This is a genomic window from Rahnella sp. AN3-3W3 (assembly GCF_003263545.1).
Classification (GTDB): domain Bacteria; phylum Pseudomonadota; class Gammaproteobacteria; order Enterobacterales; family Enterobacteriaceae; genus Rahnella; species Rahnella variigena.
On the sequence record NZ_JYDG01000001.1, the window covers coordinates 91,724 to 106,966 of the forward strand.

13 protein-coding genes and 1 pseudogene are annotated in these 15,243 nt (G+C 52.0%); 6 read left to right on the plus strand and 8 right to left on the minus strand.

The annotated features are described in order from the left end of the window. The first annotated feature begins 179 nt into the window (after positions 1-179). From UC15_RS00435 to UC15_RS00455, 5 genes are all read left to right on the plus strand, one after another. Positions 180-1,133, plus strand: a complete 954-nt coding sequence (locus UC15_RS00435; RefSeq protein WP_112286604.1) for a metal ABC transporter substrate-binding protein — start codon at positions 180-182, stop codon at positions 1,131-1,133. Next, positions 1,130-1,909: a metal ABC transporter ATP-binding protein gene (locus UC15_RS00440; RefSeq protein WP_112286605.1), complete on the plus strand. Its 780-nt coding sequence runs from the start codon at positions 1,130-1,132 to the stop codon at positions 1,907-1,909. The genes UC15_RS00435 and UC15_RS00440 overlap by 4 nt, the downstream gene beginning before the upstream one ends. Then, on the plus strand, positions 1,906-2,760 hold the full coding sequence (locus tag UC15_RS00445; RefSeq protein ID WP_112286606.1) for a metal ABC transporter permease: 855 nt from the start codon (positions 1,906-1,908) through the stop codon (positions 2,758-2,760). The genes UC15_RS00440 and UC15_RS00445 overlap by 4 nt, the downstream gene beginning before the upstream one ends. Continuing rightward, complete coding sequence (locus UC15_RS00450) at positions 2,757-3,611, plus strand: metal ABC transporter permease (RefSeq protein WP_112286607.1); 855 nt, start codon at positions 2,757-2,759, stop codon at positions 3,609-3,611. Before UC15_RS00445 ends, UC15_RS00450 begins: the two co-directional genes overlap by 4 nt. A 213-nt stretch (positions 3,612-3,824) precedes the next feature. Beyond that, positions 3,825-4,004 (plus strand): hypothetical protein, encoded by a 180-nt coding sequence (locus UC15_RS00455; RefSeq protein ID WP_112286608.1) that lies wholly within the window; start codon positions 3,825-3,827, stop codon positions 4,002-4,004. A gap of 138 nt (positions 4,005-4,142) precedes the next feature. On the opposite strand, the gene mtr is transcribed toward UC15_RS00455, so the two are convergent. The 7 genes and pseudogenes from mtr to UC15_RS00490 all read right to left on the minus strand — a co-directional run bounded on the left by mtr (position 4,143) and on the right by UC15_RS00490 (position 12,439). After that, positions 4,143-5,387 carry a tryptophan permease gene (gene mtr, locus UC15_RS00460; protein WP_112286609.1) on the minus strand — a complete coding sequence of 415 codons (1,245 nt, stop codon included), beginning with the start codon at positions 5,385-5,387 and terminating at the stop codon, positions 4,143-4,145. Between the two features lie 978 nt (positions 5,388-6,365). Further along, entirely contained in the window at positions 6,366-7,100 is a 735-nt protein-coding gene (locus tag UC15_RS00465; RefSeq protein ID WP_112286610.1) for a pirin family protein, read from the minus strand. 159 nt (positions 7,101-7,259) lie between these two features. After that, a complete protein-coding gene (locus UC15_RS00470; protein WP_112286611.1) occupies positions 7,260-8,993 on the minus strand; it encodes an ABC-F family ATP-binding cassette domain-containing protein in 1,734 nt (577 codons plus the stop codon). 286 nt (positions 8,994-9,279) lie between these two features. After that, a pseudogene (locus tag UC15_RS00475) lies at positions 9,280-9,902 on the minus strand (MFS transporter). A gap of 139 nt (positions 9,903-10,041) precedes the next feature. Then, positions 10,042-10,965, minus strand: coding sequence for an alpha/beta fold hydrolase (locus UC15_RS00480; protein WP_112286612.1), 924 nt, complete (start codon positions 10,963-10,965; stop codon positions 10,042-10,044). 59 nt (positions 10,966-11,024) lie between these two features. Then, positions 11,025-11,642, minus strand: a complete 618-nt coding sequence (locus tag UC15_RS00485) for a TetR/AcrR family transcriptional regulator (protein ID WP_112286613.1) — start codon at positions 11,640-11,642, stop codon at positions 11,025-11,027. Between the two features lie 119 nt (positions 11,643-11,761). Continuing rightward, positions 11,762-12,439, minus strand: a complete 678-nt coding sequence (locus tag UC15_RS00490; RefSeq protein ID WP_112286614.1) for an SDR family oxidoreductase — start codon at positions 12,437-12,439, stop codon at positions 11,762-11,764. A gap of 262 nt (positions 12,440-12,701) precedes the next feature. On the opposite strand from UC15_RS00490, the gene UC15_RS00495 reads away from it, so the two are divergent. Next, positions 12,702-13,475: a DUF3750 domain-containing protein gene (locus UC15_RS00495; RefSeq protein ID WP_112286615.1), complete on the plus strand. Its 774-nt coding sequence runs from the start codon at positions 12,702-12,704 to the stop codon at positions 13,473-13,475. A 73-nt stretch (positions 13,476-13,548) separates the two neighbouring features. On the opposite strand, the gene fumA is transcribed toward UC15_RS00495, so the two are convergent. Beyond that, on the minus strand, positions 13,549-15,195 hold the full coding sequence (gene fumA, locus UC15_RS00500) for a class I fumarate hydratase FumA (RefSeq protein WP_112286616.1): 1,647 nt from the start codon (positions 15,193-15,195) through the stop codon (positions 13,549-13,551). Positions 15,196-15,243: the final 48 nt, after the last annotated feature.

The following is a 15,243-nucleotide window of genomic DNA, read 5'->3' on the forward strand; positions in this document are numbered from 1 at the left end:
CTCTTTCTTGCTTAACGGTTTTTCACCGCAGCCGCGCTCACCGCAGCAACCCACGCATTGTAAACCAAGTCCACATATCTACCAATTTATGAAAACTTTGCATTGGCTATGGAGTATAGCCTGTGCTATACCTGAATAATAAACCGCCGTTTGATGCGCAGAATGACAGGAGATATTTCATGGAAAATGGACGACACATCTTAAAATTATTCAGCCATTCGCCGTTTCGTTTGCGGCTGATGCTGGTCGGCATGATTGTGGCGCTGCTCACCGGCAACGCGCAGGCGGCAGACCAGGCGGCCAGCAAGGACAAAAAAAAGTTTAAAGTGGTGACCACTTTCACGGTGATCCAGGACATCGCGCAGAACGTCGCCGGTGATGCCGCCACCGTGGAGTCGATCACCAAACCGGGCGCTGAGATCCACGACTATCAGCCTACGCCGCGGGATATTGTGAAAACGCAATCCGCCGATCTGATCTTGTGGAACGGGTTTAATCTTGAACGCTGGTTCGGGCGCTTCTTTGCCAACATCAAACATGTGCCTTCGGTCACCGTGACGGACGGCATAACGCCGCTGCCGATTCAGGAAGGGCCGTATCTGGGCAATCCAAATCCGCACGCGTGGATGTCGGCAAAAAATGCGCTGGTGTATGTCGAAAATATCCGTGCGGCGCTGGTGAAATATGACCCCGAAAATGCCGCAACCTACGATCGTAACGCCAAAAATTATGCGCAAAAAATCAGCCAGCTGGATGCGCCACTGCGTGAACGTCTGGCAAAAATTCCGGCAGGGCAGCGCTGGTTAGTGACCAGTGAAGGTGCGTTCAGTTATCTGGCGAAAGATTATGATTTGAGAGAGGCCTATCTGTGGCCAATCAATGCTGAAGAACAGGGCACGCCGCAGCAGGTGAAAAAAATCATTGATCTGGTGCGTCAGCAGAATATTCCGGTGGTGTTCAGCGAAAGCACGATTTCAGACAAACCGGCAAAACAGGTCAGCAAGGAAACCGGCGCGAAATACGGCGGCGTGCTGTATGTCGATTCGCTGTCAGCGACTGACGGCCCGGTTCCCACGTATATCGATCTGCTGAAAGTCACGGTCGGTACCATTGCAGAAGGGTTCGGACAATGAGTAACGCCGCGCTGCATCTTAACGTTGATGACATTTCGGTGACCTATAACAACGGTCATACCGCGATTGAAAATGCCTCGTTTACCCTGCACGGCGGTTCGATTTGCGCGCTGCTCGGCGTTAACGGCAGCGGTAAATCCACGCTTTTTAAAACCATCATGGGAATACTCCGTCCTACGCACGGCAGCGTGACGCTGGACGGTCTGAACGTGGCGAAAGCGCTGAAACAAAACCTTATCGCTTATGTGCCCCAGTCGGAAGATGTGGACTGGAATTTTCCGGTGCTGGTGCGTGATGTGGTGATGATGGGGCGCTACGGCAAAATGTCGTTTCTGCGGATCCCATCGGCGGAAGACAAAAAACAGGTGGCGTCGGCGCTGGCTCGCGTAGGCCTCACTGATCTGGCGCATCGGCAGATTGGCGAGCTTTCCGGCGGGCAAAAAAAACGCGTTTTTCTGGCGCGGGCGCTGGCACAACAAGGGCGCGTCATGCTGCTTGATGAACCCTTTACCGGTGTGGATATCAAAACTGAGAATGCCATTATCGAACTCCTGTGCCAGCTGCGCGAAGAAGGGCATCTGATTTTGGTTTCGACACATAACATCGCCAGTGTGCCGGATTTCTGCGACCGCGTGGTGCTGATCAACCGCACGGTCATCGCGGCTGGTGCGCTCGACACTACGTTTACCTCTCATAATCTCGAAAATACCTTTGGCGGCGCGCTGAGGAACATCGGTTATTTAGTGCCACAGGAACCGGTGAGGCGGGCGGTATGATGGCGCTGTTGCTGGAGCCGTTTCAGTATAACTATATGGTGAAAGCCATCTGGGTGAGTGCCGGTGTCGGCGCGGTGTGCGCATTTTTATCGGCGTATCTGATGCTTAAAGGCTGGTCGCTGATGGGCGATGCGCTCTCGCATTCCGTCGTGCCGGGTGTGGCAGGCGCTTATGCACTGGGCTTTCCGTATGCAATCGGAGCCTTCGGTACCGGCATTCTGGCGGCGCTATCCATGACGCTGTTGCGCCATTTCACCAAGCTGCGCGAAGACGCGATCATCGGCTTCGTCTTCTCGACCTTCTTTGCGCTCGGGCTGTTGCTGGTTTCCCTTAATCCGACATCCGTTAACGTGCAGTCGATTCTGTTCGGCAATATTTTAGGTATCGATGACGCTGATATTTTGCAGGTGCAGATTATCGTCGGCGTTTCCCTGCTGGTGCTGTGCGTGATCTGGCGCGACCTGCTGGCGGTATTTTTCGACGAGGCGCACGCGGTTTCGGTCGGGCTTTCTCCGCTGCGACTCAAAATCATTTTCTTCACTATATTCAGCGCGTGCAGCGTGGCGGCGTTACAAACCGTCGGCGCAATTTTGGTGATTGCCATGGTGATCACGCCCGGTGCGACGGCCTATCTGCTTTCTGACCGTTTCTCCCATGTGCTGATTATTTCGGTGATTATCGGCGCAGTCACCAGCGCGGCGGGCGCCTGGCTGAGCTATTACCTGGATGGCGCAACCGGCGGCGTTATCGTCTGCCTGCAAACCGCGGTCTTCCTGCTGGCGTTTTTATTCGCGCCAAAACACGGCTGGCTGGCCAGTCATTTGCGTATCAAACGCCGGAGTCGCGCATGATGTCCTGGTTTGATGTACTGATGGAGCCAATGAGCTTCGACTTTATGCAGCGCGCGCTGCTGACCGCCATGGCGACCAGCATTGTCTGCGCGATATTCTCTTGTTTTCTGGTGCTCAAAGGCTGGTCGCTGATGGGCGATGCGATTTCACATGCAGTGCTGCCCGGCGTGGTGCTGGCCTATCTGGCGGGTATTCCTCTGGTGATTGGCGCGTTTGGTTCCGGTCTGTTTTGCGCAGTGGCAACCGGATTTATCAAAGAGCATTGCCGGGTCAAAGAGGATTCGGTGATGGGCATTGTCTTCTCTGGCATGTTTGCTGCCGGTCTGGTGCTGTTTTCCCGGGTGAATACGGAGCAGCATCTCAGCCATATTCTGTTCGGCAATGTGCTGGGCGTGACGGACAGTGAAATGCTGCAAACACTGATTATCGCGCTGGTGGTGACGCTGGCAATCATCATCAAATTCAAAGATCTGATGCTATTTTGTTTCGACCCGGTGCAGGCGAAAGTGATCGGTCTGCCGGTACGTTTTTATCATTATGCGTTGCTGTGTATGCTGGCGCTGACCATTGTGGCGGCGTTGCAGGCCGTTGGCGTTGTACTGGTGGTCGCAATGCTGATTACGCCAGGCATTACTGCGTTTCTGCTGTGTAAGACGCTGCCGAAAATGATAATCGTCGCTGTGACGGTGTCACTTATTGCCGCCATTTCCGGCACCTTTATCAGTTTTTATATCGATGCAGCGACCGGACCGGCGATAGTGCTGATTCAGGCTATGCTTTTCCTGCTGGCATTAGCTGTGCATCTTTTGCGTAAACCGTTTAAATCCCGGCAGTCAGCACCGAATGCTTAGTGTCCGCAGTGCAGGTTTGGCATGCTTGTGTGCATGTATTCCTTATTTAAAGAGATCCTGATGACCCAACAATTTGCTCCTGTCGAACTGGAAAAGCCTCCGCCTGATTAACCACGGCACGACGGCACTGGCTACCTGTCGCATAAAGGCCTACCATCGACCGGCAACAAAAGGGTTTAATGAAGTTCAATGAAGTAAGCGTTAAGGATTGTTATGAGCGAAGTAGCAAGTTCCATCAGTGTTGGCGATAGCTTTACTGTCAAGAACGGCTCAACCCACGAAGTAACTGGCTTTGTGAAGAAGGGAGAGAGAATTTACCCGATGATCAAAACAGATCATGGTGATTCAAGCTTCACCTTCATCAAAGAAATTGTTTCGGTAAACAAAGCTTAAACATTAACAACCTTCTCTGTGATCGCGGCCTGTTTGTATTACGTAAAGAACAGGCTGCGTGATGTCAGTTTCCCACCAATTTCCTCTTTTTTCCTCCGTCTTTGCCATATGCACATCTGCCGGACATTGCAGTTTGAATTAACGATATACCGGCAGTAAATTCGCGCTTGAAAGAATATGTACCACCGCATTGAGCACGCCGAACAGCAGCACCAGTACGATCATTTTATTCCCACCCCATACGCGGTACAGCGGGCTGCCAAAACGCTGGCGTGATGCGCGTGCCATCAGCGCCGGAACAATCACCGCCCAGACCGTTGCCGCCAGTCCGGCAAAACCAATCGCATAAATGAAACCGTCGGGATAAATCACGCCACCAATAATGGGCGGAACGAACGTCACCAGCGCTGTTTTGAAGCGACCAGTCCGGCTGTCGTTGAACTTAAACAGATCCGCCAGATAATCAAACAGGCCGAGCGTCACCCCTAAGAATGAACAGGCGACGGCAAAGTTTGAGAAAATCGTCAGCAGCAAGTCCAGACCGGCGCTGTTAAGTATCTGGCTCAGTGACTGCACCAGCACATCAATATTGCCACCCCGTTCAGCGATGCTGATGAATTCCGGACGCGGAATGTTGCCCATCGTTCCCAGCATCCAGATGATGTACAGCCCGAGCGCCATCAGCGTACCCAGCAGCAGACACTTCCTGATGATTTGCGGATTTTTGCCGTAGTACTTCATCAGGCTCGGCACATTGCCGTGATAGCCAAATGACGCCAGACAGAACGGCAGCGTTGCCAGCACATAAGGCATGTAGCTCGGATTAATTTCGACGCTGTTAAGCAAATTCACAGGTTTCACATGCCACAGCAGGCTGCCGAAGGTCAGGAAAAAGGCAATGATTTTCGCGCCAAGTACAATGGCCGTCATCCGGCTCACCGCGCGGGTGCTCAGCCAGACGATAAAGGCCACGACCAGCGCCGTCAGCAGACCGCCGAGGCGGGGAGAAAAACTCACCGACATCTCACGCAACGTGTGCTGGATCACCGAGCCGCTGGCGGAAATATAGGCGTAGGTCAGAATGTACAAAACGAACGCGATAGTGATGCCGTTCAGCCGGTTCCAGTGTTTACCCAGCAGATCGCCGGTCACCGTATTGAAACTCGATCCCACCGGATAGTTAAGATTTGCTTCAAGGATCATCAGTCCGGAATGCAGCATACAAAACCAGGTAAAAATCAGGGCAGCTACAGACCAGAAAAACCAGGCGCCGGACATCACCACCGGCAGGGAAAACATCCCTGCGCCGATGATCGTTCCACCAATAATCATTGCACCGCCCAGTACTGAACGTTGCGGGGCGGTCACAGAAAGCGTCGCCATAGTGCGTATCCTCGCGTGGCCTTTATCAGAATTCGTTGAAAGAATGGCCGAAAAAGAAAATAGTTAAATAACGAACAGAAATCGCTGTTTTGTGCTGCGATTTTGGTCTTAAGCGCGGCAATATAGTGGAAATGAAGCGGTTTGTACACTGCTGAACTAGTTTGCTGATACAAAAACGCACATTCAGAAGCTGAACAGGGCAATCAGTAAGGTGAGCAGGGAAATAACGCCGAAAATGTGTACAAAACATTAACGTTGTGCAATTTTGCGGTTAATAGGGTGCGGGATATTCATGGCGCAGATCACAGATTTCATTACGATTTCTTATCTAACAAAAATAAAAAACCCTGTTTGAAAATACAGGGTTGACACACAACATATAGCGAGTAAATTAGAACTCAGCACCAGAGAGAAGTGAAAAGAAATTTTTATTTCGCGGTGCAATTAGCAAGTTGATAAACTTGTCAGTAATGAGATGCGATAAAGGCCACGAAGTATTTTAGTATGGGTGATTCAACACCGGGCGTTATTTGAAAGTCCGTGAGATGATGCTTTAAGGCCACGCAGTAAAGCTGTGCAATCGCATGATGTGGACGAAAACGCGATGATGTAACGCCTTGTTAGTTAGAGTAATGTTCGCGATTGGGTACGTAAGTATGAAATCGAGAATGTCGCGACGAAAGTAAGGCCACGCATCAAAGAGTATATATCGCGAGGGTGATGTACTCATTTATCCCGAGACATATCAGAAGGGTAAATGAAACGAGCAGGATACTGATGTTATTCCACAAAATTATAGGAGGATAGCGTTACCAGGCAGTAAAAATATATCCTGTGAGAATATGTACATCTTTAGCAGTTGCATTACCTAAGCAGTACACGTAATTAAGTTGATGAATGTTAAATGTTAATTTGATAGTACCTTAAAAGCCCCGGTTTAACGACTGGGGCTTTTTCATTTGTACCGCTTGTGACTCTTTATTTCCCGCTGATAGTGCCTTCAAGAATCGTCTGCGCGCCCAGACAAACCAAAAAACACACCAGCGTGGTGTCTTTACCTGCAGTCGCAACAGTTAATGCGCTGTCCTCATCGCTGATCGCGTCACCTTTTGACAGAGTGAAATCGCCGATGCTGATTTCGCCGTCCATCACATACAGCCATTGTGCAAAACCCGCATGTGAAGGAACTTCCGTGGTGGTGTTTTCATCCATGCGAATGTCATAGACATATACCGCCTGCCTGATTTCAAGCGGAGACTCAATGCCTTCCGGCGCAGCCAGCAGCGTCCACTCATTGCTTTTTATGCCGTCAGGGCGCGTCATAAACTGCACGCGGCCTTCCAGATTTGCCTGACGCGGACGGATAAATATCTGCAACATTTCTGCCGACACCAGCGGCGTGGACTCCTCATGCCAGAAACTTTCACCGGCGTTCATCATCATCAGTTGTTTCGGTGAAAGGGGAACACGGTTACCGGCAGAATCTTCATGCACCATCGAACCACGCCACATATAACTGAGGATTTCGTCGTTGTTATGCTCATGCATTTTCACCAGCGTACCCTGTTCGAGAGTGGCATGGTCTATAACACTCAGAGGGCCGAAAGCGTCGTCATTTTTTTCAGGCTGGATTTGCCCCGGCCGCATACGACGGATACGAAACGGGCCATATTCAAAGGTAGTTTTGGGTTCAGCACGTAAAACGTTAAACATAATCTCTCCGGCGGCAGACAGGAACGCAGGGTTCGGATGAAAATCGGATACCATTTTTTAACATACTATGATCATTAAAGCGTATCCGCCGTGAATAAACTTTCCGTTTAGTCAGAAACAAAGACCCCGTCCCTGAGGCCTTTGGATCCAAAAGAACAATTAATCCAGACTCAACAACGCACTCAGCTGCTCAATTTGTGATTGCCACTGACGTTGCAGCTCAGGTTTCTGGTGCTTAGGTTTGCGCGCCAGATCTTCTGCCAGAAGGTGTTCAACCTCCACCAGCCTCGCCAGCAGTTGCTCTTCTTCCGTGTCCTCGGTGTGGATTACGTCAGTCCCGCTTTCTGAAAAAAACGATTCCGCTGGCGGGGGAGAACCCGCCAGTACGGCGTAAACCGGCGCAAGGGTATGCCACTCTTCTAACCGTTGCTCATCCACCAGCCAGAACCGGTTACAACTTTGCTCGATGAGCGTCCGGTCGTGTGACACCAAAAGCACCGCACCACGGAAGGTTTTCAGCGTTTCCGCCAGCTCTTCTTTACCTTCCAGATCCAGATGGTTAGTCGGTTCATCAAGCAGCAAAAGCGAATAATTCGCCAGCGTCAGCCCGATAAACAGCAGCCGCGAACGTTCGCCGCCGCTGAGCGTACTCACTTTTTGCTGATGGCGGATAAACGGGAATCCTGCGCCAATCAGCGCCATTTTTCTCTGCTCTTCCGTCAGCGGGGCAAAGTTCGCCAGCGCATCACCAAGAGAATCATCGTCCTGCAACTGATGCTGATTCTGATCGTAATAACCCACACGCACGCGGGGATGGAAAGTCACACCCGTATGGGTTGTTTCCGGCTGACTGAAGGCGTGCCACAACGTCTGCAACAGCGAGGACTTGCCGCAACCGTTGCGCCCGACCAGCGCGATACGGTCACCGCTTTTGATGCGCATTTCATCCAGCGTGAACAGCACCGGAGCATTTTGCGCAGGACGAACCTGCAAACCGGACAGCGCCAGAACCCGGTCAGCCGCCAGCGCTTCGCCTTTTAACTGCAGCTTCCACTGATTACCGGCGGTGACTTCAGTTTGATCCTCCTTCAGCCGGTCGACCTGCTTTTCCATTTGCTTTGCCTTGCGCGCCAGCTTTTCGTTGTCATACACGCTGCCCCACAGCGCCAGACGTTTGGCACTTTTAGTTACGCGATCAATCTCCTTTTGTTCTGTTTCCCTGCGCACAGCGTCGGAGGCGTCTTTTTCTTCCAGCGCCAGACGTGCCTGCGTACAAGGGAGACGAATAAACTGCAGGGTTTTATCGCGCAGGATCCAGGTGCTGTTGGTCACGTTATCAAGCAGGCTGCGGTCGTGAGAAACCAGCACGAAACTGCCGTTCCAGTTTTTCAGAAACTGTTCCAGCCATAACAGCGTCGGCAGATCCAGATGGTTGCTCGGTTCATCGAGCAGCAGTAAATCGGGCTGGCGGATCAGCGCGCGGGCCAGCAGCAGGCGGGTATGCTGCCCGCCGCTGAGCGTTCCTGCCGTCAGCTGCCAGGCGGATTCATCGAAACCCAGCGTGGAAAGCAACACCTGCGCCTGCCAGAGCTCAGGCTGATGAAGGCCTGGCGGCAGATGGTTCAGAACAGATTCAAGCAGGGTATGGTGGTTCAGTTCTTCGGGCAGATGTTGTTCAACGCGGGCCATCAGGCACTGATTCGCCAGCGTGACACTGCCGGACGTTGCTGCCAGTTCACCGCTGAGGATTTTCAGCAGAGTACTTTTACCACAGCCGTTGTGGCCGATAAGGCCGATGCGGTCGCCTTTTTTCAGGCCGAAGGAAATCTCAGCCAGCAAAGGGCCAAAAGAATTATCGAATGATACAGATTGTGCAGACAGTAAAGTCATGATGCTTACTCAGGTTTTCGGGCATAGGATGCCTCTCGTCAATAAAGCCGACGATAACCGGTAAGCCGGAGGGAAGAACTCAGATTGTCAGTTAGCTTCGCTCAGACAGGTTATCGCGGCAGGGAGCCGGAAACGCCTGAGCAGCGACGATCGCCAAAGACAGGTGAATATAAAAACCATTCACGGGTCAGCATGGGGATCCTCCTTATATATAAAATTGGTGAATGAATGAGCTGATTATATTAGGGAATTTTGAATTGTTCCAGTTTCAAAATTCCCCGACCCGCCGTTACGCCTCAACAACCTCATTTTCCAGTTTCTGCCGCTTACGCAAACCGGGGAACCAGGTTATACACAATCCGACGACAATCAATGTACCGATGCCGCCAATGGCCGCTGCCGGGACTGCGCCCACCCAGGCGGCCATCAGACCGGATTCAAATTCGCCGAGCTGGTTCGAGGTGTTGATGAAGATGGAGTTGACCGCGCTGACGCGTCCGCGCGCAGTGCCGGAAGCATCGACTGTAAAGACGGCGCTTCCATGGCTTTGGCGGTCGAAATGATAAAAATCAGGCCGAGGATAATGACTTCGTTGACGTGATGTGTCAGCGACAAATACGCCAGGGCGGCAATCGCCACCCATTCGGCGACTTGTCCGAGCAAGACCACGCGGCGGCGGTCAAACTGATCCGCCACGTGTCCGGCGACCAGCGCCAGCGCGACAGAGGGGAAAAACTGCACCAGCCCGATCAGCCCCAGATCAAACGCCCTTCCGGTAATCGAGTAGATTTGCCAGCTCACCACAATGGAAAGCATCTGGAAACCAAAACTGGAGGCCGCGCGGGCTATCCAGAACGCCACAAACGAGCGGTGCTGTAACAGTGAATCCGGATTACCGGAAGAAGGTGACATGACAAATCCCTGAAAAATGAAAGATGCCGTGTCTGCTGGTCGCATGCGACAAGTTAGCCCGGCAATTATTGTGGATACAAATAATTAACAAACAATCTTATCGGCCGTTTTACCATAAAAAATTCAACAAATCTCCCTATCACATTGTGAAGAAAGTGTGCAGTTCGCGTGCAAGCGCCTCTGGTTGCTCCTCGGGAATAAAATGCCCGCTGTTGGCGATAATAATTCCGGTGACGTTTTCAGCAAAATCGCGCAGCGGTACGGCCATATCCGGGATAGAACCCTGATCGGCACTCACCGCCAGCAGCGGCATCTGCAATTTTCCCTGACTGTTCAGCTTCCGGTTCTGCTCAGCGGAAACCGTGGCTGAACGGTAATACGCCAGTCCGGCGCGCAACCCGCCGCTTTTGAGGAAAACGCGCAAATACTCGCTGATGTCTTCGTCCGTAAAGGCATCAGGCGCTGCCGTTTTTCTGCGTAAAAACCAGTCCAGATAGATCCGTTCGTTGCCGGTAATCAATGCTTCAGGTAAATCGGGCAGGGTATGAAACGCAAAGTGCCAGGTTTTCCATGATTTATCCGGCGTGACAGGCAGCGCATCCGGCAAGGTAATTCCGGGGATCCCGGCATCGAGCAGCGCCAGTCGTTTCACTTCATTCGAGTAGAGCGCGGCATACGGATAAGCCACCCAGGCACCGACATCGTGGGCGACCAGAAAATAGCGTGTATGTCCAAGAGACCGCATCAGCCCGTGGGTTTTCTGCGCCAGACTCTGTGTGTCGTAGCCGGTTTCTGGCCGGTCGGAGTCGCCCTGACCGGGCAAATCAGGGGCCACCAGCCAGAAAGTATCCTTCAGATCCTGCATAACGTGACGCCATGCAAACCAGCTCTGCGGGAAACCGGCCAGCAGCAGTAAAACCTCGCCGTCAGGATTTCCGCCACAAACGTAATGCATTCGCACGCCATCCACTGTGGCGTAATGGTGATGAAATCCTTTCAGTGTTGGATCGGGTGTACCGAAAGGCGTGGTGGCAACGGAAGTGGAAGGCATATTCTGATTCATGATATTTCTCCTGTTAAAGTTTATTAGGAAATGTTTATTTCCTAAATGGCAAAAAAATTTTAATCGAGGATTTTTAGCGCCAGTTCCAGCGTGGAGTCAGCATCCGGATTGTTTTCAACTTTGCCGGCAACACGCATTCCCAGCACGATATAAAGCATCAGGGTTGATGCGGCATGTGCATCAATGGCCGTTGAGACTGAACCGTCACGTTGCCCCAGTTTGATCAACGAAATCAGGAACGCTTTATTGCGGGTAATCGCCTGGCGAACCAGCCCGGCAACTTCATCATCGAAGGTCAGTAACTCAACAGTGCCGGCGACAACCAGACAACCGCGGCGGCCTTCAATTTCATGCGAAGATTTAAGGTAAAAGCGCAGCACCTGGGCAATACGTTCGCGCCCGGTCGTAACCCTCTCAATCTGCTGGCGCAGCTGAGCATTACGCAATGAGGTATAGCGCTCAAAAACCTTGAGAAACAGAGTACGTTTATCAGTGAAAGCCTTGTAGATGCTGCCCGCCGTCAGGTTCATCGCCCGACTCAGGTCGCTGACAGATGCGGCATGAAAGCCTTTCTCACGAAATACCGTCATGGCGTTATCCAGCGCCAGACTGGTGTCGAACTCACGCGGGCGTCCGCGTTCTCTGGAAGGGGAAGGTTGCACAGGAGTCGCCACCATTAGGAAACGTTAATTTCCTAATGGTGGCACTTCGTTGAGGAACCGGCAAGCTATTTTTCTAAAGCTGGCAGAATTGACGCAAAACGGGTGTTTATTTGTGACTATTTGCCAGCAAAAAGTTACCAGCGTAACTTACGGCCAGAATATTCCACGAAATGATGGCCGCCCTTACCGGATAAGGCTTCAAACTGATCAACAATACCGGTGGTACTTTCTTCAATCGTCAGGGTGGCATTTTCACCGCCCATATCAGTTTTCACCCAGCCCGGATGGACGGAAAGCAGTGTCACTTCCTGTTTTTCGGTCTGTTGCTGCAAACCACGGGTCAGCATATTCAGCGCGGCTTTGCTGGCAGAATAAAGCGGATAGGTCGCCACTTCGTTCTCATTGAGACTGGAAAGCTCAGACGTCATCAGCGCCAGCACACCGGTGCGGTGGTTTAGCAGCGGCAACAATTCGGCGGCGCAGCGTACAGGGGAGATAGTGTTAGTCAAAAACAGCTGAAGAATTTCGTCATCGCTGGCCTGATGAATATCCTGATGATCCGGACCGAACACGCCTGCATTCACAAAAATCAAATCAAAATGGCTCGCGGAGAGCGCGTCTTTTACCGCCTCCCTCGCTTCGGATTTATTGATGTCCAGTTTTACCCATTCAACTGACGCGGGGCTTTTATCAGGTACGGCATCACGGGTGGTAGCAGTCACCTGCCAGCCGCGCTTTGTGAGTACGTCCACCACACCTAAACCGATACCGCGCGATGCGCCGATGATCAATGCTTTCTTAGAGTCAGTCATATTCATCCTTATGTAATCAATGCGTTAACATCAGTTTATTTTTTTCATTAAATCAGTAAATCTGCTTCCTATTAATTGCAGTATGAGCCTGTAACGTTTGGGCAACAATGGGCTGGAGTCTGATTTTCCCTGTCGGCAGAGCGCCTGATGATGAACCGGGGTTTCATTGCAAGCGCTAGTGCATGAGGCGGGAAGTCTTTACTATAGGAGCAGATGAAGTATTGATGTTGTTTCCAACAGACAGGCAAAGGTGAATAAAAGCATGATCGCCATAAAATGGTTTAGCCTCGTATTTGTCCTCGTTTTACTGCTGTCTTTTGGATACAGCTATGCAAAAGCCTCGCAAACCCGTGAAGAACCCGCAGGGCAGAGCTGGTCTACGGCGCGGCGGGATTCCGCCGGAATTGCGCCGGATCCAGCCAAACTCAAAAGTACCGCCATTGTGCAGATTTATGCTGCACCGACCTATGGCTGGCGCGGACTGGTCGCTGTACACCCGTGGATCATATTCAAGCGGGAAGGGGAAACACAGTTTACCCGTTATGACGTCATCAGCTGGGGCAGTACGAATGTGGTTCGCCGTAATTATGCTATTCCGGATGGCTACTGGTTTGGTTCGCAGCCACGTTTGCTGGTGGATCACCGTGGCGCGCAGGTGCAGATGATGATCCCAAAAATTGAAGCCGCCATTAAAAGTTACCCGTATCCGCACACTTATCACGCCTGGCCGGGACCAAACAGCAACACGTTTATGGCGCATATTGGCCGTGAAGTGCCGGAACTTGAACTGGATATGCCGTCTAACGCCATCGGTAAGGATTATCGCGGAATCACTAATCCGATTGGGTTGCCGCCTTCCGGGCGTGGTGTTCAGGTATCGTTGCTTGGGCTTCTGGGCGTTACGCTGGGCGTGGAAGAAGGTCTGGAAGTTAATGTGCTGGGGCTGAACCTGGGTGTCGATGTCAAAAACCCGGCGTTGCGTTTGCCGTTTGTCGGGCGTGTCGGATTTGATAATCCGGGGAAAGCAGAGCTTTAATTAGAGACTTAAGCGGCATTTCGACAAAAAAGGCCCGCCATTTCTGGCAGGCCTTTTGTCTTTCAGGAGGCGCTTACTTCACGCACTTCGCGCAGGTGCTTGCGTGGATTTGCTGGAAGAAATCGTTGCCTTTGTCATCCACCAGAATGAACGCCGGGAAGTCTTCGACTTCGATTTTCCAGATGGCTTCCATACCCAGTTCAGGATATTCCACACATTCCAGGCTCTTGATACTTTGCTGAGCCAGAACTGCTGCCGGGCCGCCGATGCTGCCGAGATAGAAACCGCCGTGTTTATGGCACGCGTCGGTCACCTGCTGGCTACGGTTACCTTTTGCCAGCATGATCATGCTGCCGCCGTTGGATTGCAGAAGATCCACGTAGGAATCCATGCGGCCAGCGGTGGTCGGGCCGAGAGAACCGGAAGCGTAACCTTCAGGGGTTTTCGCCGGGCCTGCGTAGTAAATCGGATGATCTTTAATGTACTGCGGCAAACCTTCGCCGTTATCCAGGCGCTCTTTCAGTTTGGCGTGCGCAATATCACGACCAACGATAATCGTACCGCTCAGGGAAAGGCGGGTTGATACCGGATATTCAGAAAGCTGCGCTAGGATTTCTTTCATCGGACGGTTCAGGTCAACCTTCACCACACCGGCTTCGCCCTGCTGACGCAACGCTTCAGGAATGTATTTACCAGGGTTGTCTTCCAGTTTCTCGATCCAGATACCGTCACGGTTGATTTTGGCTTTGATGTTACGGTCTGCTGAGCAGGAAACGCCCATGCCGACCGGACAAGATGCGCCGTGACGTGGCAGACGTACTACGCGGATATCGTGGGCAAAGTATTTGCCACCGAACTGTGCGCCCAGGCCAAGATTGTTGGCTTCAGCCAGCAGTTCCTGTTCCAGATTGACGTCGCGGAATGCCTGACCGTGTTCGTTACCTTCAGTTGGCAGACCGTCATAGTAATGGGTGGACGCCAGTTTCACCGTTTTCAGCGTCGCTTCAGCGGAAGTTCCGCCAATCACGAACGCGATATGGTACGGCGGACAGGCTGCTGTACCCAGCGTGCGCATTTTCTCAACCAGATAATCTTTCAGCTTAGCTGGCGTGATCAGCGCTTTGGTTTCCTGGTACAGATAGGTCTTGTTCGCTGAACCACCGCCTTTGGCGATGCACAGGAATTTGTACTCGTCGCCATCGACACTGTAGAGATCGATTTGCGCAGGCAGGTTGGTGCCGGTGTTCACTTCTTTGTACATATCCAGCGCGGCGTTTTGGGAATAGCGCAGGTTATCTTCAATAAAGGTGTTGTACACGCCCTGAGACAGGCTGGCTTCGTCGCCGCCGCCGGTCCAGACGCGCTGGCCTTTTTTACCCATGATGATGGCAGTACCGGTGTCCTGACAGGTTGGCAGGATACCTTTGGCCGCGATTTCAGAGTTACGCAGGAATTGCAGCGCGACATATTTGTCGTTTTCGCTTGATTCCGGGTCATGAAGAATAGAGGCCACTTGTTGCTGATGCGCAGGGCGCAGCATGAAAGAGGCATCGTGGAACGCCTGCTGGGCCAAAAGGGTCAGCGCCTGCGGTTCCACTTTTAACACTTCTTCGCCATCGAAGGTGCTGACAGAAACATGATCTTTGGTCAGCAGGTAGTATTCGGTGTCATCTTTAGAAACGGGGAAGGGATTTTGATAATAGAACGGTTTGTTCGACATTGTTTTCTCACTTTTTCCGTTTTTGCCGCCACGGATGGGACTGTTGAC